This window comes from Pseudomonas sp. P65(2024) (genome assembly GCF_057480955.1).
Window position 1 is genome coordinate 1 of the sequence record NZ_JBLIYX010000017.1, and the last position, 21,114, is coordinate 21,114.

The window sequence follows — 21,114 nt, forward strand, 5'->3', positions numbered from 1 at the left end:
CTTCGAGGCGCCGCAAGGTGAGATCGAAACCGCGCTGGCCGCGATCTGGGCCGAAGTGCTCAAGGTCGAGCAGGTTGGTCGCCATGACCACTTCTTCGAGCTGGGCGGCCATTCGCTGCTCGCGGTGAGCCTGATCGAGCGCATGCGCAAGGCCGGCCTGGATGCCGACGTGCGCGTGCTGTTCGCCCAGCCGACCCTGGCTGCGCTGGCGGCTGCTGTTGGCTCCGGGCGTGAAGTGGCAGTGCCTGAGAACCGTGTGCCGCAAGGTGCGACGCAGATCACCCCGGACATGCTCAGCCTGATCGACCTGGACCAGGCCAGCATCGATCGTATCGTCGCCACCGTGCCGGGGGGGCCGGCCAACGTGCAGGAAATCTACCCGTTGGCGCCGCTTCAGGAAGGCATCCTCTTCCACCACCTCAGTGCCGAGCAGGGTGACCCATACCTATTGCAGACCCGCCTTGCCTTCGACAGCCTGGATCGGTTGCAGGCCTGCGCCGAAGCCCTGCAACAGGTCATTGACCGCCACGACATCCTGCGCACCTCGGTGGTCTGGGAAGGGCTGGGCGAGCCGGTGCAGGTGGTCTGGCGCCAGGCCCAGCTTGCAGTCAACGAAGTCACCGGGCTCGGCGAAGAGGCGGTGATCGAGCGGTTGCACGCGCACTTCGATGCCCGCCTGCAACGCCTGGACCTGACCCAGGCGCCGCTGCTGCGCCTGACGTACGCCTTGGACCCGGCCCTGCAGCGGGTGGTGGCCGTCCTGCACTTCCACCACCTGGCCCTGGACCACACGGCGATGGAGGTGATCGTCCACGAGCTGCAGGCGATTCTCTCCGGTCGCCAGCACCTGTTGAGCGCGCCCGTGCCGTACCGCACCTACGTGGCCCAGGTACGCCTGGGCGCCGCCGAGGCGGGGCACGAGGCGTTCTTCCGCGACATGCTCGGCGATGTCGACGAGCCCACCCTGCCGATGGGCCTGGCCGATGTGCAGGGCGACGGGCGCGATATCGAGGAGTCGCGCCTGCCGCTGGATCCGGCCTTGTCGCGCCGGGTGCGCGAGCAGGCAAGGGCCCTTGGGGTCAGCGCCGCGAGCCTGATGCACCTGGCCTGGGCACGCGTGGTGGGTGTGCTGGCGGGGCGTCGCGACGTGGTGTTCGGCACCGTGCTGATGGGCCGCCTGCAAGGCGGCGAGGGCGCCGACCGGGCGCTGGGGGTGTTCATCAATACCTTGCCGCTGCGCATCGACACCGCCAAGGGCACCCGCGCCGCGGTGCAGGCCACCCACCAGCGGCTGTCGGCGCTGCTCGGGCATGAGCATGCGTCGTTGGCGCTGGCCCAGCGTTGCAGTGGCGTGCCGGCCTCGGCGCCGCTGTTCAGTGCCTTGCTCAACTACCGCCACAGCCCGACGGATACGGTCGGTGTGGATGCCGCAAGCTTCCAGGGCATGCATCAGCTGGGTGGTGAAGAACGCAGCAACTACCCGTTGACGCTGAGCGTGGACGACCACGGGGAAGGCTTCAGCCTCAGCGTGCTGGCCCAGCTGGGGATCGGTGCCGAACGGGTCGCAGGTTGGATGACCGCCGCCGTGAGCCAGTTGATCCAGGCGTTGGAGCAGGGTGGCGCGGCGCAGGTCGACAGGCTGCCCATCCTCGACGTTACGCAGCGAAGCCAGGTTCTCGAAGGTTTCAATCCCACGGACATGGACTACCCACAAGGGCAGACCGTGCACGCGCTGGTCGAGGCCCAAGCGCCTGAAGCATTAGCTGTTGTACAGGGTGAGTTGCGTCTGACCTACGGCGAGCTCAACCAGCGTGCCAACCGCCTGGCTCATCACCTGATCGAGCGTGGCGTGGTCTTGGGCGACCGTGTGGCGCTGTGCCTGGAACGTGGTCCGCAACGGATGGTGGCGATGCTGGCCGTGCTCAAGGCCGGCGCGGCGTATGTGCCGGTCGATCCGGGCTATCCGGCGCAGCGGATTGCCTATCTGCTCAGCGACAGCGCGCCAGCGCTGGTGCTGGTCGAATCGACCACCGAAGCGTTGGTCGGCGATGTAGCTAAAGTCTTGATGGATGGCGATGACTGGCTCGACCAGGCGGCCAGCAACCCTGTGGTTGCAGGGCTGGACGCGCATCAGTTGGCCTATGTCATCTACACCTCCGGTTCCACCGGCCAGCCCAAGGGGGTGATGGTCGAGCACCGCACCCTGGCCAACCTGATCCACTGGCATTGCCAGGCGTTCGCGCTAGGCGAGGGCAGCCATACCTCCAGCGTCGCCGGTTTCGGTTTCGACGCCATGGCCTGGGAAGCCTGGCCGGCCCTGTGCGCCGGGGCGGTGCTGCACCTGCCGCCGGCGTCCATCGGCGGCGAGCATGTCGATGAACTGCTCGACTGGTGGCTGGAGCAGCCGCTGCACGTGAGCTTCCTGCCGACACCAGTCGCCGAGCAGGCGCTGCGCCGCGAACGCCAGCACCCGACCCTGCGCACGCTGCTGGTCGGCGGTGATCGCCTGCGCCAGTTCGACCGTGATCCGGGCTTTGCGCTGGTCAACAACTATGGCCCGACCGAAACCACCGTGGTGGCGACGTCGGGGCAACTGCAACCGGGCGGTGCGCTGCATATCGGCAAGCCGACCGCCAACACCTGCGTCTATGTGTTGGACGAGCAACGCCAACCCGTACCGGTGGGTGTGATTGGCGAGTTGTACATCGGTGGTGCGCAGGTCGCCCGAGGTTACCTCAACCGTCCTGAACTGACCGCCGAGCGTTTCCTCGACGATCCGTTCAACGGCGGCCGGATGTACCGCACGGGCGATCTGGTGCGCTGGAATGCCGACGGCACGCTGGACTACCAGGGCCGCAATGACGACCAGGTGAAGATCCGTGGCGTGCGGGTCGAGCTGGGCGAGATCGAAGCCGCGCTGAAGGCTGAGCCGGGTATCGCGGATGCCGTGGTACTGGTGCGCAACGAACGCCTGCTGGCCTGGTTCACAGCAACCGCCGTGGTCGATCTCGACACCCTGCGCCAAGGGCTGCAAACCCGTCTTCCGGGCCACTTGATACCGCAAGCCTTCGTGCACCTGGACGAGTTGCCACTGACCCGCCACGGCAAGCTGGACCGCAAGGCTTTGCCGGAGCCGGCCATACTCGCCGACCAGGCCTACGCCATGCCGGAAGGCCCCGTGGAGACCATTATCGCGGCACTCTGGGCCGAGGTACTGGGCATTGCGCAGGTCGGTCGCCACGACAACTTCTTCGAACTCGGCGGCCACTCGCTGCTCGCGGTAAGCCTCACCGCGCGCCTGCGCCAGGCCGGCCTGCAGGCCGACGTGCGCACGTTGTTCGGCCAGCCAACGGTAGCGGCGTTGGCGGCGACCCTGGGCCATGGCCGCCAGGTCGAGGTGCCGGCCAACCGGATCCCGGCCGGCTGCACCCGGATCACTCCGGACATGCTGCCACTGGTGGACCTCGAACCGGCCGCCATCGAGCGCATCGTCGCCACGGTGCCGGGCGGCGCGGCCAACGTGCAGGACATCTACCCACTGGCGCCGTTGCAGGAAGGCATCCTTTACCACCACCTCAGCTCGCCGGAGCACGATCCCTATGTGCTGCAGTCGCGCATGGCCTTCACCAGCCGTGACCGGCTGTACGCCTTCGTCGATGCGCTGGGCAAGGTCATCGCCCGTCATGACGTGCTGCGTACTTCAGTGCTGTGGGACGGCCTGCCGCAGGCATTGCAAGTGGTCTGGCGCCAGGCTGACCTGGCGTTGCTCGAGGTGGCTGAAGAGGCAGCGGTGCCCCACGCTTTGGCCCTGGATCAGGCGCCACTGGTGCGCCTGTACCACTGGCCGGACGCGCAGGGCGCCGGACGGCAGGCTGTGCTGCAGTTCCACCATATCGTCCTCGACCATACCGCGCTGGATGTGCTCGGCCGGGAACTGGTCGGTTATCTGCAAGGTGCGTCGGTGCCCGCCGAACAGGGCGCGCCGTACCGCAACTACGTGGCCCAGGCGCGGCTGGGCGTCAGCCAGGCCGAGCACGAGGCGTTCTTCCGCGAGCAGTTGGGGGATATCGACGAGCCGACCCTGCCGTTCGGCCTGAGTGATGTGCAGGTCGATGGGCTCGGTATCGAAGAGGCCCAGCTGTGGCTGGACGAACCCCTGGCCACCGCTCTGCGTCAGCAGGCCCGGCAGCTGGGCATCAGCGTCGCCAGCCTGTTCCACCTGGCCTACGCCCGCTTGCTGGCCGCCGCCAGCGACCGTGACAGCGTGGTATTCGGCACCGTGCTGCTCGGTCGCCTGGAAGGCGGCGCGGGAGCGGACCAGGCGCTGGGCATGTTCATCAACACCTTGCCGCTGCGCCTGGACCTTGCAGGCATCAACCTGCAGGACGCTGTGCGTCAGACCCAGCAGCGCCTGAGCGCCTTGCTCGCCCATGAACATGCCTCGCTGGCCCTGGCCCAACGTTGCAGCGGCGTGCCGGCCCCGGCGCCGCTGTTCAGCGCGATGCTCAACTACCGCCACGGCAGCCAGGCGGACGAGGAGCAGCGTCAGGCCCTGCAAGGCATCGAGACCCTCGACAGCAACGAGCGCAGCAACTATCCGCTGAGCCTGAGCGTGGACGATATTGGCGAGCGCTTCCGCCTGGTCACCCTGGCCCCGGCGGCGGTCGGCGCCGCGCGTGTCTGCGAGCAGATGCGCCGGGTGCTGGAGGCCATGGCCGAGGCCTTGGCCCATCAGCCACGGCAAGAGCTGCTGCAACTACCAGTGCTGTCGGGCGAGGAACGCGACCAGCTGGTGCACGACTTCAACCGCACGGCGCAGCCCCACGACCTGAATCGGACCCTCCAGGAACTGTTCGAGGCCCAGGCCTTGCGCAGGCCCGAGGCCGTTGCGCTCAGCGCCGAGCAGGGTGAACTCAGTTATGAGCAGCTCAATGCCCAGGCCAACCGCCTGGCCCATCACCTGATCGCGCTGGGTGTGCGGCCCGACGACCGGGTGGCGATCTGTGTCGAGCGCGGGCTGTCGCTGGTGGTCGGCCTGCTGGCGATCCTCAAGGCCGGTGGTGCCTATGTGCCGCTGGACCCCGACTATCCAGCCGAACGGATCCGCCACATGCTGGTCGACAGCCAGCCAAGGGCGGTCCTGGTGCAGACGGCCACCCGGGCGCTGATGGGGGATCTGCCACTGACGCAGGTTGATCTCGACCAGGCGGACTGGACCCGTCAGCCAAGCCACAACCCACAGGTGCCGGGCCTGACCGCCGCCAACCTGGCCTATGTGATCTACACCTCCGGCTCCACCGGGCTGCCCAAGGGGGTGATGGTCGAGCACCGCAACGTGGTCAACCTGGTGCGCTGGAGCGCCGGGTTGTTCCCAGGTGAGGGTGCGTTGTTGCACAAGACCCCGGTGAGCTTCGACGCCTCGGTGTGGGAGCTGTTCTGGCCGCTGTGCAGCGGCGTGCGCCTGGTGCTGGCGCGCCCGGACGGCCACCGCGACCCGCAGTACGTGGCCGAACTGATCCGCCAGCAACAGGTGGGCGTGGTGCAGTTTGTGCCGGCGCTGTTGCAACAGTTCCTCGAACACGACGCCAGCGCGGCCTGCGACAGCCTCACTGATATCGTCTGCGGCGGTGGCGAGCTGACCGAGGTCCTGGTGCGCCAGGTGCGCGAGCGCCTGCCACGGGCAAGGCTGCATAACGTCTACGGGCCGACCGAAACCACGGTCGATTGCAGCGTCTGCACTTTGCACCCGCAGGATCCGCTGACGCCGGGGGCGCTGCCGATTGGCCGGCCCATCGACAACACCCGTCTGTACGTACTCGATGGCCACGACCAGCCTGTGCCATTGGGCGTCGCCGGCCAACTGCACATCGGCGGCGCCGGTGTGGCGCGTGGCTACCTGGGGTTGCCGGAGCAACAGGCCGAGCGCTTCATCGCCAGCCCGTTCGCCGACGGCGAGCGCCTGTACCGCAGTGGCGACCGTGTGCGCCAGCGCGCGGACGGCAGCCTTGAGTTCCTCGGCCGCACCGACCACCAGATCAAGCTGCGCGGCCTGCGCATCGAGCCGGGCGAGATCGAAGCCTGCCTCACCCGGGTGCCTGGGGTACGTGAAGCCGTGGTGCTGGTGCACGACGCCCAGCCGGCCGGCCCGCGCCTGGTGGCCTACGTCACCGGCGACGTGCCGCCCGCCGAGGCCTTGCGCGAAGCGCTGCTGGGGCAACTGCCCGAGTACATGGTCCCGGCGCTGTTCATGGCCCTCGACACCATGCCGCTGACCCCCAATGGCAAGCTTGACCGCAAGGCGCTGCCGCAGCCGGACCTGCCAGCGCGGGCCTACGAGGCGCCGCAGGGCGACACCGAACAGCTGCTGGCGCGTATCTGGGGCGAGCTGCTGGGCGTGGAGCGGATAGGGCGCCACGACAACTTCTTCGAACTGGGCGGCCACTCGCTGCTGGCCGTGACCCTAACCTCGCGCTTGCGCGAGGCGGGCCTGGAGGCCGACGTGCGCAGCCTGTTCGAACACCCGACGCTGGCAGGCTATGCCGCCATCACAGACAGAATGGAGATCGTCCTGTGAGCATCAACGAACTACTGGCGACCTTGGCCGCCAACAATGTCCAGCTGGCCCTCAAGGATGGCCAGCTGGTAGTCCAGGGCAATCGCCAGGCCCTGAGCGACGCCGCGTTGGTGGCGCGGCTGCGCGAGCACAAGCCGGCGCTGCTGGGGATGCTCGAGCGTGGCGAGTACGTGGCGGCGCGCCAGGGCAACGTCGAGGTACCGGAAAACCGCATTCCGGCCGGCTGCACTCGGATCACCCCAGCCATGCTCAGCCTGGTCGAACTCGACCAGGCCAGCATCGACCAACTGGTCGAAGGCGTGCCCGGCGGCGCGGTCAATGTGCAGGACATCTACCCGCTGGTGCCGTTGCAGCAAGGCATGCTGTTCCACCATGCCAGCGCCGGCGACCACGATCCCTACGTGATGCAGGCGCGCTTCGTGTTCGCCAGCAGCGCCCGGGTCGAGACCTTCGCGCAGGCCCTGCAAGGGGTAATCGACCGTCACGACATCCTGCGCACCTCGGTGCACTGGAAGGCCCTGGAGACGCCGGTGCAGGTGGTCTGGCGCCGGGCCCGGCTGCGGGTCATCCAGCTCGCCGAGGGCCAGCTGCCGGACAGCGGCTTCGACCTGACCCAGGCACCGTTGATCCGCCTGCAATGCCAGGCGCCGGAGGCGGATGGGCAGGTCCACGCGACCCTGCAGTTCCACCACGTGGCCATGGACCACAGCGCCCTTGAGGTGGTGCGCCACGAGATGCTCGCCTTCCTGCTCGGCGAAAGTGCCCGGCTGGGCCGCCCGCTGCCGTTCCGCAACCATGTGGCCCAAGCCCTGCTGGGCATCGGCGAGGCCGAGCACGAGGCGTTCTTCCGCGACATGCTCGGCGGCGTGGACGCGCCGACCCTGGCCTATGGCCTGGCCGATGTGCAGGGCGATGGCGCGGCGCTGAACGAGCACGCGCTGGACCTCGACCTGGCGTTGTGTCGCGAGCTGCGCGCCCATGCCCGCAGCCAGGGGGTGAGCGTCGCCAGCCTGTTCCACCTGGCCTGGGCACGGGTGCTGGGCGGCCTGACCGGGCGCGACCAGGTGGTGTTCGGCACCGTGCTGATGGGCCGCCTGCAAGGCGCCGAGGCTACCGACCGGGCGCTGGGCATCTTCATCAACACGCTGCCGTTGCGGGTGGACCTTAACGACGCCGACTTGGCCTGCGCGATCAAGGCCACCCACCAGCGCCTGAGCACGCTGATGCGCCATGAGCACGCGCCCCTGGCCCTGGCCCAGCGCTGCAGCGGCGTGGCAGCGCCGTCGCCGCTGTTCAATGCCTTGCTCAACTACCGCCACAGCGCGGCCTCGGGCTCCGAAGCGGTGCTGCGCGCCGGCTGGGCCGGGATCGAGATCGTGCATGCCGCCGAAGCCACCAACTACCCCTTGACCTTGAGTGTCGACGACTTCGGCGAAGCCTTCCGCCTGACCCTGCTGGCCAGTCCCGAGGTGCCGGCACGGCGCGTCTGCGCCTATCTGGAGCAGACCCTGCGCAGCCTGCTTGCGGCGACGCCCGCCACTGAAGTCAGGGCGCTGCCGATGCTGCCTGCCGACGAGCGTGAGGAGCTGCTGGAAACCTTCAACCAGACCCCGGGCATCGAACAGCCGCACGGTCCGCTGCATCGGCGCATCGAGGCCGTGGCCCAGGTCCATCCCCATGCCCTGGCCGCCACTGCCAACGAGCAGTCGCTGACCTACCAGCACCTGAACCAGCGCGCCAATGCCCTGGCCCACCACCTGATCGATCTGGGCGTTCGTCCCGACGACCGCGTGGCAGTGTTCGCCCGCCGTGGCCTGGACACGCTGATTGGCCTGGTCGCGGTGCTCAAGGCCGGCGCCGGCTACGTGCCGGTGGACCCGGCCCACCCGGACGAGCGTGTGCGCTACCTGCTCGACGACAGCGCGCCAGTGGCCGTGCTGACCCAACACGGCTTGCGGGGGCGCCTGGGTGGCATCACGGTGCCCGTGCTGGTGCTCGATCAGCCTGACTGGCCGCAGCGGTTGGACGACCCCGTCGTCGCCCTGGGACCGGAACACCTGGCCTACGTGATCTACACCTCGGGCTCCACCGGGCAGCCGAAGGGGGTGATGGTCGAGCACCGCACCCTGAACAACCTGGTGGACTGGCACTGCCGGGCCTTCGATCTGTGCCTGGGCCGGCACACTTCGAGCCTGGCCGGTTTCGGCTTCGACGCCATGGCCTGGGAGGTCTGGCCGGCGCTATGCGCCGGGGCCACCCTGCACCTGGCACCCGCCGGCGAGGGCCACGAGGACCTCGATGCGTTGCTGGCCTGGTGGCGCGAGCAACCGCTGGATATCAGCTTCCTGCCGACGCCGGTGGCCGAATACGCTTTCAGTCATCAGCTTGGACACCCGACCCTGCGTACCCTGCTGATCGGCGGCGATCGCCTGCGTCAGTTCAATCGCACCCAGACCTTCGCCGTGGTCAACAACTACGGCCCGACCGAGACCACCGTGGTGGCCAGTTCCGGGGTGCTGGAGGCGGGGGGGCCGCTGCACATCGGCGGCCCCGTGGACAATGCCCGCCTGTACGTGCTCGATGCCGGTCTGCAGCCCGTGCCATTGGGCGTGGCGGGCGAGCTGTACATCGGCGGTGCCGGGGTCGCCCGTGGCTACCTCGGCCGCCCGCAGCTGACCGCCGAGCGCTTCCTCGACGATCCGTTCTCGGCAACGCAGGGCGCGCGCATGTACCGCACCGGCGATCTGGTGCGCTGGCTGGCCGACGGCACCCTCGACTATCTGGGGCGCAACGACGACCAGGTGAAGATTCGCGGGGTGCGCATCGAGCTGGGAGAAATCGAGAACCGGCTGAACAGCCTGCCGGGCATCGGCGAGGCCGTGGTGGTGGCCCGCGAGGACCAGCCAGGCCAGCCGCGGCTGGTGGCCTATTTCACCGCGCAAGCCGGCCTCGAGGCGCCCTTGCCTGAGATCCTGCGCACGCAACTGCTCGCCCATCTGCCGGAGTACATGGTGCCGGTGGCCTTCGTCGCCCTGCAGGCGCTGCCGCTGACCGCCAACGGCAAGCTCGACCGCCGGGCGTTGCCGGCACCGGAGCGTTCGGCGCTGTTCGAGCGTGGCTACGTGGCCCCCGAGGGTGAACTGGAAAGCGCCCTGGCCCAGCTGTGGGCCGAACTGCTGCAGGTGGAACGGGTCGGGCGGCATGACCATTTCTTCGCCCTGGGTGGCCATTCGCTGCTGGCCATGCGCATGGTGTCCCAGGTGCGCCTGCGGCTCGGCGTCGAGCTGACCCTGGCCGAGCTGTTCGCCAATCCCGAGCTGGCCGCCGTGGCCCAGGTGCTGGCCAGCGCCGGGCACAGCGCGCTGCCGGCCATCGTTGCGGTGTCCCGCGAGCAGCCCCTGCCGTTGTCGTTCGCCCAGCAGCGCCTGTGGTTCCTGGCCCAGCTGGAGGGCGGCAGCCAGGCCTATAACGTGCCGCTGGCCCTGGGCCTGCGCGGCTCGCTGGATGCCGACGCACTGGAGCGTGCCCTGCTGTGCATCGTCGCGCGCCATGAGGGCCTGCGCAGCCGCTTCGTGCCCGCAGGCGACAGTGCCGAGGTGCACATCGCCGACAGACCGCAACCGGGCTGGCTGCGGCGCCTGAGCCTGGCGCCCGATGACCTGGCCGCGCACCTGCAGGCCGAGGCCACCGCGCCGTTCGACCTGGTCGAGGGGCCCTTGCTGCGCGCCAGCCTGCTGCGCCTGGAGGATCAGCACCATGTGCTGCTGCTGACCCTGCACCATATCGTCGCCGACGGCTGGTCCCTCGGCGTGCTGACCCGTGAGCTGGGCGCGCTGTACCCGGCCATGCGCCAGGGCCTGGACGATCCGTTGCCGACCCTGGGGATCCAGTACGGTGACTACGCCGTGTGGCAGCGGCGCTGGCTGGCCGGTGAGCAGCTGCAACGCCAGGCCGACTACTGGCGCCAGGCCCTGGATGGCGCGCCGACCCTGTTGAGCCTGCCGAGTGATCGGCCACGGCCGCCACGCCAGGACTTCAGCGGCGCCAGCCTGGCGCTGCAGTTGGATGCGCGTCTCGGTGCCGGCCTGCGGGCGCTGGCCCAGCGGCATCAGGCGACCCTGTACATGGTGCTGCTCAGTGCCTGGGCCGCGACCTTGGCACGTCTGTCCGGGCAAAATGAGGTCGTGGTGGGCTGCCCGGTGGCCGGACGCGGCCATGCCGAGCTGGAGCCGCTGGTGGGGTTGTTCGTCAACACCCTGGCGCTGCGCATCGACATGTCGGGCGCGCCGAGCAGCGAGCGCCTGCTGGGTCAGGTGAAGGCCCGCCTGCTCGACGCCCAGGCGCATCAGGACCTGCCGTTCGAGCAGGTGGTGGAGATCGTCCGCCCGGCGCGCAGCCTCGGCCATACGCCGTTGTTCCAGACCACCCTCAACTGGCTGGCCACCGAGGGCGCCGCGCCGAGCCTGGCGGGATTGCGCCTGGAGGGCGTGGCCCAGGCCAACCAGGTGGCCAAGTTCGACCTGTCGCTGAGCATGGGCGAGCAGGGCGAGGCGCTGGTCGGCAGCCTCGAGTACGCCACGGCGCTGTTCGATGAAAGCAGCGTGCGCCGTTTCGCCGGTTACTTCGAGCGCCTGCTGCAGACGATGGTCGCCAACGACCAGGCCTCCCTGGCCGAGGTCGAACTGGTCGGTGACGTCGAACGCCGGCGCCTGCTGCAGACCTTCAACGGCAGTGCCCGGCCATTCCCGGTCGACCAGACCCTGCCGACCCTGATCGAGGCCCAGGCCACCCGTGCCCCACAGGCGCTGGCCGCCGTGGCCGGCGATGCACGCCTGAGCTACGGCGAGCTGAACCAGCGCGCCAACGCCCTGGCCCATCACCTGATCGAACGGGGCGTGGGGCCCGACGACCGGGTGGCGGTGGTCGCCCGGCGCGGGTTGGATACCCTGGTGGCGCTGCTGGCGGTGCTCAAGGCCGGTGGCGCCTATGTGCCGGTGGATCCGACGCATCCGGATGAGCGCCTGCGCTACCTGCTCGAAGACAGCGCCCCCGTGGTGGTCCTGGCCCAGCAGGCGTTGCTGGCGCGCCTGGAGGGGTTGGCCGTGCCCGTGCTGGCACTGGACCGGGCGGACTGGCCGGCGCGCACGGACAATCCCGGGCGGCACGACCTGTTGGCCAGCCACCTGGCCTACGTGATCTACACCTCCGGCTCCACCGGGCAGCCCAAGGGCGTGATGGTCGAGCACCGTACCCTGGCCAACCTGGTGCACTGGCACTGCAAGGCCTTCGAGCTGGGCGCCGGCGAGCACACTGCCAGCGTCGCCGGCTTCGGCTTCGACGCCATGGCCTGGGAGGTCTGGCCGGCCCTGTGCGCCGGCGCGGTGCTGCACCTGCCACCGGCCGAGCTGGGCAACGAACAGCTCGACGGGCTGCTGGCCTGGTGGCTGGAGCAACCGCTGAAGGTGGCCTTCCTGCCGACACCGGTCGCCGAATATGCCTTCACCCAGGGGCTGCGCCATCCGACCCTGCGCACCCTGCTGATCGGTGGCGACCGCTTGCGCCAGTTCACCAGCGATCCGGGCTGCGTGGTGGTCAACAACTACGGCCCCACCGAGGCGACGGTGGTCGCCACCTCCGGCCTGGTGCTGCCGGGCGGGGCGCTGGACATCGGCCGGCCGATCGCCAATGCCCGGGTCTACCTGCTGGACGAGGCGCGGCAACTGGTACCGTGCGGCGTGACCGGCGAGCTCTACGTGGGCGGTGCCGGGGTGGCGCGGGGCTATCTGAACCGTGCGCAACTGACGGCCGAGCGCTTCCTCGACGACCCGTTCAGCGAGCAGCCCGGCGCACGCATGTACCGCACCGGCGACCTGGCCCGCTGGAACGCCGACGGCACCCTGGACTACCTGGGCCGCAACGACGACCAGGTGAAGGTGCGCGGCCTGCGCATCGAGCTGGGGGAGATCGAGGCACAACTGCTGGCCTTGCCCGGCGTCGCCGAAGCGCTGGTGCTGGCCCGCGAGGACCAGCCCGGCCAGCCGCGACTGGTGGCCTACTACATTGCCGGCCCCGAGGCGCAGCCGGTCGGTGCCCTGCGCGCCGCCCTGCAGCAGCGCCTGCCGGCCTACATGGTGCCGGCGGCCCTGGTGCGCCTGGATGCCTGGCCATTGACCGCCAACGGCAAGGTCGACCGCCGGGCGCTGCCGTTGCCTGAGCGCGAGGCGTCGGCCAGCCAGGCCCACGAAGCCGCCGAAGGCGCCCTGGAAACGGCCCTGGCCGAGCTCTGGTGCGAGCTGCTGCAGCTGGAACGGGTGGGGCGCCAGGACCGCTTCTTCGAACTGGGCGGCCATTCGCTGCTGGCCATGCGCATGGTCGGCCAGGTGCGTGCACGCCTCGGCCGGGAGTTGTCGCTGGGCGAGCTGTTCGCCGATGACCGTCTGCTGGCGGTGGCGGCGACCCTGGCCGAGCGCGGCGGCGAGGTGCTGCCGGCCATCGAACCGACGCCCCGTGGCCAGTCCCTGCCGCTGTCGTTCGCCCAGCAGCGCCTGTGGTTCCTGGCGCAGATGGACGATGCCAGCGCCGCCTACCATATTCCCCTGGGCTTGGTCATGCGCGGCCCGCTGGACCGTGCGGCGCTGGAGCGGGCACTTGCGCGCATCATCGAGCGTCACGAAAGCCTGCGCAGCCACTTCACCCAGGAAGGCGCCGAGGCGCGGGTGCGCGTGGCCCCAGGGCGCGGTGGCTTCGCCCTGGCCTGGCACGACCTGCGCGGCGCCGAGCAGCAGCTGCCCGAACTGATGCACGCCGAAGCGCTGCTGCCCTTCGACCTGGCGCACCAGTTGCCGGTGCGCGGCCGCCTGCTGTGCCTGGCGGCGGAGCATCATGTGCTGCTGCTGACCTTGCACCATATCGTCGCCGATGGCTGGTCGATGGGGGTGTTCACCCAGGAGCTGGCGGCGCTGTACCAGGCCTTCAGCGCAGGGCGCGACGACCCACTGCCGGCGCTGGCGATCCAGTACGGCGACTACGCCCTGTGGCAGCGCCGCTGGCTGGCCGGCGAGGCGCTGCAGCGCCAGGGCGAATACTGGCAACAGGCACTGGCCGGCGCGCCGGTGCTGCTGACCGTGCCGACCGACCGGCCGCGGCCGGCCCGCCAGGACTATCACGGTGACCGGGTCGAGATACGTTTGGACCGGCGTCTGAGCGAAGACCTAAAGGCACTGTGCCTGCGCCACGGGGTCACCCCGTTCATGCTGTTCGGCGCCGCATGGGCGGCGCTGCTGGCGCGGCTGTCCGGCCAGGCCGAGGTGGTGATCGGCACGCCGGTGGCCAACCGTCGGCAGGCCGAGGTCGAAGGGCTGATCGGGCTGTTCGTCAACTCCCTGGCCCTGCGCATCGATACCGCCGGACTGCCGGACGTCGGCGCGCTGTTGGCGCGGGTCAAGGCCTGCGTCAGCCAGGCCCAGGACCATCAGGACCTGCCGTTCGAACAGGTGGTGGAACTGCTGCACCCGCCGCGCAGCCTGGCCCATACCCCGCTGTACCAGGTGTCGCTGGCCTGGAACGGCGTCCCGGCCGAGGCCCTGCAACTGGGCGACCTGCAACTGGAGGCGCTGGGCGGCGCGCAGACCTTCGCCAAGTTCGACCTGACCCTGAGCCTGGGCGAGACCGCCGACGGCTACGGCGGTGCCCTGGAGTTCGCCACGGCGCTGTTCGACCGGGCGACCATCGAGCGCCATGTCGGCTACCTGGAACAACTGCTATGGGCGATGGCCGGCAGTGACCAGGCGGTGCCGGCGAAGGTCGAGCTGCTGGGCGCCGCCGAGCGTCGCCAGGAGCTGGTGACCTGCAATGCCAGCGAATTGGTCGGCGGCTTGCAGCAACCGGTGCAGGCGTTGTTCGAGGCGCAGGTGGCGCGCATGCCGCAGGCGTTGGCGGTGCAGGCCGAGGACGGCCAGATGAGCTACCGGCAACTGAACGAGGCGGCCAACCGCCTGGCCCATCAACTGATCGCCCAGGGCGTGGTCGCCGACAGCCGGGTCGCGGTGTGCCTGGCCCGTGGGCCGCAGTTGCTGGTCGGACTGCTGGCGGTGCTCAAGGCCGGCGGCGCTTACGTGCCGCTGGACCCGGGCTACCCCGACGAACGCCTGGCCTACATGCTTGCCGACAGCGCGCCGCTGGCGTTGCTGGTGGATGCCGGCAGCCGCGGGCGCTTCGCCGACAGCCGGGTACCGCGCCTGGACCTCGATCAGCCGGCCTGGGCCGGCCAGTCGCCGGACAATCCGCAAGTCCCGGGGCTGGGGGCCCGCCACCTGGCTTACGTGATCTACACCTCCGGCTCCACGGGCACGCCGAAAGGGGTGATGGTCGAGCACCGCAGCCTGTGCAACCTGGTGCACTGGAGCTCGCGGCTGATCGCCCCGACCGTCGAGGGCGCGCTGCTGCACAAGACCCCGGTGAGCTTCGACGCCTCGGTGTGGGAATTGTTCTGGCCGCTGTGCGCCGGCCTGCGCCTGGTGCTGGCGCGTCCGGACGGCCAGCGCGATCCGGCCTACCTGGCGGCGCTGATCCAGCGCCAGCGGGTCAGCGTGGTACAGTTCGTGCCGGCGCTGCTGCAGCAGTTCCTTGCCCTGGAGGCCAGCGCGGCCTGCGACAGCCTCACCGATATCGTCTGCGGCGGCGGCGAGCTGACCACGGCATTGCTGCAACAGGTGCGCGAGCGCCTGCCACAGGTGCGGCTGCACAACGTCTATGGCCCGACCGAGGCTACCGTCGATTGCAGCGTCTGGACCCTGGAGCCTGGGCAAGCGCTGCCTGTAAGCGCGCCACCGATCGGCCGGCCGATCGCCAATACCCGGCTGTACGTGCTCGACCGCAACGGCCTGCCGGTGCCCCGTGGCGTGGTGGGCGAGCTGCACATCGGCGGCGTCGGCGTGGCCCGTGGCTACCTGGGCCTGCCGGAACTGGATGCCGAGCGCTTCGGCGACAGCCCGTTCGTGGTCGGTGAGCGCCTATACCGCAGCGGCGACCTGGTGCGCCGCCGCGCCGACGGCGAGCTGGAATTCCTCGGCCGCGACGATTTCCAGGTCAAGCTGCATGGCCTGCGCATCGAACTGGGCGAGATCGAGGCGTGCCTGGCCAGTCATCCGGCCATTCGTGAAGTGGCGGTGCTGCTGCGTGGCGAACGGCTGGTCGCCTGGTTTACCGCCCATGATGAGGCGCCTGGAATCGAGTCACTACGTCGGCATGCCCTGGCGCAGCTGCCGGACTACATGGTGCCGTCGGCCTATGTGGCGATGCCGGCCATGCCGCTGACCGCCAACGGCAAGCTCGACCGCCAGGCGCTGCCCGAGCCCGGCGCCGAGTCTGTGCTCAGCCGTGCCTACGAGGCGCCGCAAGGCGAGGCCGAAACCCATCTGGCAGCGCTTTGGGCCGAGCTGCTGAACGTGTCGAGGGTAGGGCGCCAGGACCACTTCTTCGAACTGGGCGGCCACTCGCTGCTGGCGGTGACCCTGATTGCCCGCCTGCGTGCCGAGGGCCTGGAGGCGGATATCCGCGTGTTGTTCGCCGAGCCGACCCTGGCCGCCCTGGCCGCGACCCTGGGCCAGCATGGCGGGCCCCGGGTGCCGGCCAACCGTATTGGCGCCGGCTGCCGACGCATCACCCCGGACCTGCTGGCGCTGGTGGCGCTGGACCAGGCGGCCATCGACCGCATCGTCGCCCAGGTCCCGGGTGGTGCCGCCAATGTGCAGGACATCTACCCGCTGGGGCCGCTGCAGGCGGGGATTCTCTACCACCACCTGGCCAGCGAGGGTGATGATCCGTACCTGTTGCAGGCGCGTTTCGCCGTGGCCGACCGCGCGCGGCTGGAGGCGCTGCAGCGGGCCTTGGACCAGGTAATCGCCCGTCACGATATCCTGCGTTCCTCGCTGTACTGGGACGGCCTCGCCGAACCGGTGCAGGTGGTGTGGCGCCAGGCATCGCTGCCGGTACAGGAGGTGACCCCGCAGACGCCGCCGGTCTTGCGCCTGGACCTGACCCGCGCCCCCATGCTGCGCTTGCTGCACAGCCAGGACCCGGCCAGCGGTCGCATCACCGCGACCTTGCTGTTCCACCACCTGGTCATGGACCATGTGGCCCAGGATGTGCTGCGCGCCGAACTGCAGGCCTGCCTGCTTGGCGAGCAGCACCGGTTGCCCGCGCCGGTGCCGTACCGCAACTACATCGCCCAGGTGCTGCACGGCGCGGACGAGGCCGGGCACGAGGCGTTCTTCCGCGAACAACTGGGCGACATTGACGAGCCAACCTTGCCCTACGGACCGCATCCGCTGGCGCATCAGGGCGCCGAGGCCGAAGCTCGGATACTGCTGGACGACGGGCTGGCGCGATGCCTGCGCGAGCAAGCGCGATTGCTGGGTGTCGGTGCCGCCAGCCTGATGCACTTAGCCTGGGGGATGGTGCTGGGGCAGTTGTCGGGGCGCGACAGCGTGGTGTTCGGCACCGTGCTGCTCGGTCGCCTGCAGGGTGGCGAAGGCGTGGAGCGCGCCCTGGGCGTGTTCATCAACACCTTGCCGCTGCGTCTGGAGGTGGGCCGCCTGCCGGTACGCGAGGCGTTGCTCGACACCCACCGCCGGCTTACCGGGCTGCTGGTGCACGAGCATGCGCAACTGGCCCTGGCCCAGCGTTGCAGCGCGCTGCCGCCCGGCGCGCCGCTGTTCAGCGCCTTGCTCAACTACCGTCACAGTGCCACGGCCCTGGTCCGCGACAGCGCGGCCGGGCGTGCCTGGGAAGGCATCGAGCTGCTGCATGCCGAGGAACGCAGCAACTACCCGCTGGCCATGAGCATCGACGACCTGGGCGAAGGCTTCGGCCTGACCGCGCAGTGCGCGCCGGGCCTGGATGCGCGGCGCCTGTGCGGTTATCTGCAGCAGGCGCTGGAAAACCTGGTCGAGGCCCTGGCGCAGGATCCCGAGCGAGGCCTGGAACAGCTGGACATCGTGCCGGCCGACGAACGCCAGCGGCTCTTGGTGGGTTACAACGCCACGCAGCGTGACTACCCGCGGCAACTGCCCGTGCAGCATCTGTTCGAGCAGCAAGTGGCGCGGCACCCGCTTGCGCTGGCGGCGCGCCATGATGAACGTCAACTCACCTATGGCGAACTCAACGAGCAAGCCAACCGCCTGGCCCATTGGCTGATCGGCGAGGGCGTGGCGGCAGGTGACCCGGTGGCGATCCTGCTGCCGCGTTCGTTGCCGTTGCTGGTGGCGCAACTGGCCGTGCTCAAGTGCGCGGCCATCTATGTGCCGTTGGACATCAACGCCCCGGCCGAGCGTCAGGCATTCATGGTTCAGGACTGCCAGGCGGTGGCGCTGCTGACCCTCGGCAGCCTGGCGGCGGAATGCGAGGCGCGGCGCATCGATCTGGATTGCCTGGCCCTCGACGACCAGCCGGCGCACAACCCAAACCTCGCGCAGGAGGCCGACGCGGTGGCCTACGTGATGTACACCTCGGGCTCCACCGGCACGCCGAAGGGAGTGCGGGTGACCCATCGCGGCATCACCCGGCTGGTGCTGAACAACGGCTATGCCGACTTCGACGCCAGCGACCGTTTCGCCTTTGTCTCCAACCCGGCGTTCGACGCCGCCACCCTGGATGTCTGGGGCGGCCTGCTCAACGGCGGCCAGGTGCTGGTGATCGATCACCAGACCCTGGTCGAGCCGGCGCAGTTCGCCAGCGCGTTGCGCCAGGGCGGCGCCAGCGTGATGTTCGTCACCACGGCGCTGTTCAACCAGTATGTGCAGCTGATCCCCGAGGCCCTGGCAGGGCTGCGGGTCCTGCTGTGCGGCGGCGAGCGCGGCGAGCCCGCCAGTTTCCGGGCGTTGCTGGCGCGGGCGCCGAGCCTGCGCCTGGTGCACTGCTACGGGCCCACCGAGACCACCACCTTCGCCACCGCCTGCACCGTGCGGGCCGTGGCCGACGGCGCCGAGCACGTGCCGATCGGCGGCCCGATCGGCAATACCACGGCCTATGTCCTCGATGCACACGGGCGGCTGTTGCCCGAAGGCGTGACTGGCGAGCTGTACATTGGCGGCGACGGCGTCGCGCTGGGCTACCTGAATCGCCCGCAACTGACGGCCGAACGTTTCCTCGACGACCCGTTCGGTGCTGGGCCTGGCGCGAGGTTGTACCGCACCGGCGACCTGGCCCGCTGGCGTGATGACGGCCAGCTGGAATGCCTGGGCCGCACCGACGATCAGGTGAAGATCCGTGGTTTCCGCATCGAGCTGGGCGAGATCGAGCAGCACCTGGCCCAGTGCCCGGGCGTCGACGAAGTCGTGGTCATGGCCCTGCGCCTGGAACAGGGGCCGCTGCGCCTGGTGGCCTGGTACACTCGCACCGACACGGCCCTCGATGGTGTGGCGCTGCGTGGCTTCCTGCGCGAACGGCTGCCGGAGTACATGCTGCCGGCGGCGTTCGTCGCGCTTGCGGCGCTTCCGTTGACCAACAATGGCAAGGTCGACCGCCGGGCGTTGCCACTGCCAGGTGCCCAGGACCTTGCAGTGGCGGTGTTCGAGGCCGCTGCAACGCCGGTCGAGCAGGCGTTGGCCGCGCTGTGGGCGCAGGTGCTGGAAGTCGAGCGGGTGGGGCGCCATGACAGCTTCTTCGAACTGGGCGGGCATTCGCTGTCGGCGATCCGCCTGGTGGGCGAGATGCGCCAGGCCGGCCTGCACACGACCCTGGCGGAGTTGTTCCAGCACCCGACCATCGCCACCCTGGCAGCGCGCCTGGGCGAGGGCGCGGACGAGGACGAAGGCCTGGTCACGGTGCGCGCCGCAGGCAGCCAGCCGGCATTGTTCCTGATCCACGAGTTCAGTGGCCTGGACCTGTACTTCCCGGTCCTGGGGCGGCATATCGAAGGTGATTTCCCCGTCTACGGCCTGGCTGGCGTCGCCCCCGGGGAAGCGCAGCTGAACACCATGGAGTGCCTGGCGGCGCGCCTGGTAGGGCGGATCCGCGCCGTGCAGCCCCACGGGCCGTATCGGCTGGCGGGCTGGTCGTTCGGCGGTGTGCTGGCCTACGAGGTGGCCGCGCAGTTGCTGGGCGCGGACGAGCCGGTGGCCTTCGTCGGCCTCATCGACACCTACGTGCCGCGCCTGAGCGACCAGGGCAAGGCGCGCTGGCAAGGGCCGCATCTGTTGCAAGGACAGCTGTTGCTGCATTGCCGGGTGCATTGGCAGGCGCAGGGCGAGGCGGGGGCGGCGCAGTTGGCCGAAATCGAGGCATTGCAGCCCGGGGCGCTGGCCTTCGATGCGCTGCTCGCCCACTGCCGTGAGCGCCAGCTCCTGGTGCCCGGCCTGGTCCAGGCCAGCGACGGGCAATTGCGCCACTTCTTCGAGCGTCACCTGGCCCATGGGCATGCCTTGGCGCATTACCGCCTGGCACCGTTGCCGGTGCCACTGCACCTGTTCCTGGCCGAGCAGCGCAGCGCCGGCATCGTCACCGACAGCCCGACCCTGGGTTGGGCCGAGGCCTTGCCGGGGCAGGCGTTGCATTGCCTGAGCGTGCCGGGCGACCACCAGAGCATGGTGCAGGATCCGCAGGCGGCGGTGTTGGGCCAGGCCATCGCGCAGGCGATGCAGGCCGCTCCCGGTCTGTTGCCGCCGGCGCACCAGCCGCTGCTGGCGATCCAGAGCGGTACGCCGTCCCATGTGCCGGTGTTCTGCGTGCCGGGGGCCGGTGACAGCGTGACCAGTTTTATCGGCCTGGCCGAGGCGCTGGGGCCGGACTGGCCGGTGCATGGCTTGCAGGCCCGGGGCCTTGCCGTGGGTGAGGTGCCGCACAGCGCGGTGGAGGCCGCCGCCGACTGCCATGTCCGGGCCATCGAGGCGCTGTACCCCGAAGGCCCGTTGAACCTGGTCGGGCATTCGTTCGGTGGCTGGGTGGCCCATGCCATGGCGCTACGCCTGCAGGCCAAGGGGCGTGAAGTGCGCTCCCTGACCCTGATCGACAGCGAGGCGCCGGGCGCGGGGGGCAGTTGCGGCAAACCGTACACCTTTACCCAGGCCCTGCAGCGGCTGATCGAGTCGTTGCAGCTGTCCACCGGCAAGTCGTTGGGCATCGAACCTGCGGTCTTTGCCGAAGCTGACGATCAGGAGCAACTGCGCCAGTTGCACGCGGCCATGGTGCGGGTCGGCCTGATGCCGTCGCGTTCTTCGGCTCAGGCGCTCGAGGGCGTGGTGCGGACCTTCGCCACGGCCCTGCGCACGGTGTACCGTCCCGACGGCGGGTTCAACGGTCTGGCGCGGCTGGTACTGGTGGCTGATCCGAGCCTGGATCTCGCCGGCAACCAGCGTGAACAGCAGGCCATGGAGCAGGGCTGGCGCGAGTGGCTGCCGCAACTGGAGGTATGGCAGGGGCCGGGCAACCACTTCAGCATCCTCAAGGTGCCGGATGTGTTCAGCCTGGCGGCGTGGTGGCATGACGGGCAGGCCCTGTATCACGGCAGGGTGAAGCAGTAACACCGTCGTGGGCGCGGGCCA

General features: G+C 69.7%; 2 protein-coding genes. Both read left to right on the forward strand.

Annotation, left to right across the window (positions count from 1 at the left end; genetic code table 11):
- A partial coding sequence (locus AC25MA_RS20315; RefSeq protein WP_486972335.1) for an amino acid adenylation domain-containing protein occupies positions 1-6,574 on the forward strand: 6,574 nt, incomplete at its 5' end.
- Complete coding sequence (locus tag AC25MA_RS20320; protein WP_486972336.1) at positions 6,571-21,093, forward strand: amino acid adenylation domain-containing protein; 14,523 nt, start codon at positions 6,571-6,573, stop codon at positions 21,091-21,093. The genes AC25MA_RS20315 and AC25MA_RS20320, both read left to right, overlap by 4 nt.
- The last annotated feature ends 21 nt before the right edge of the window (positions 21,094-21,114 follow it).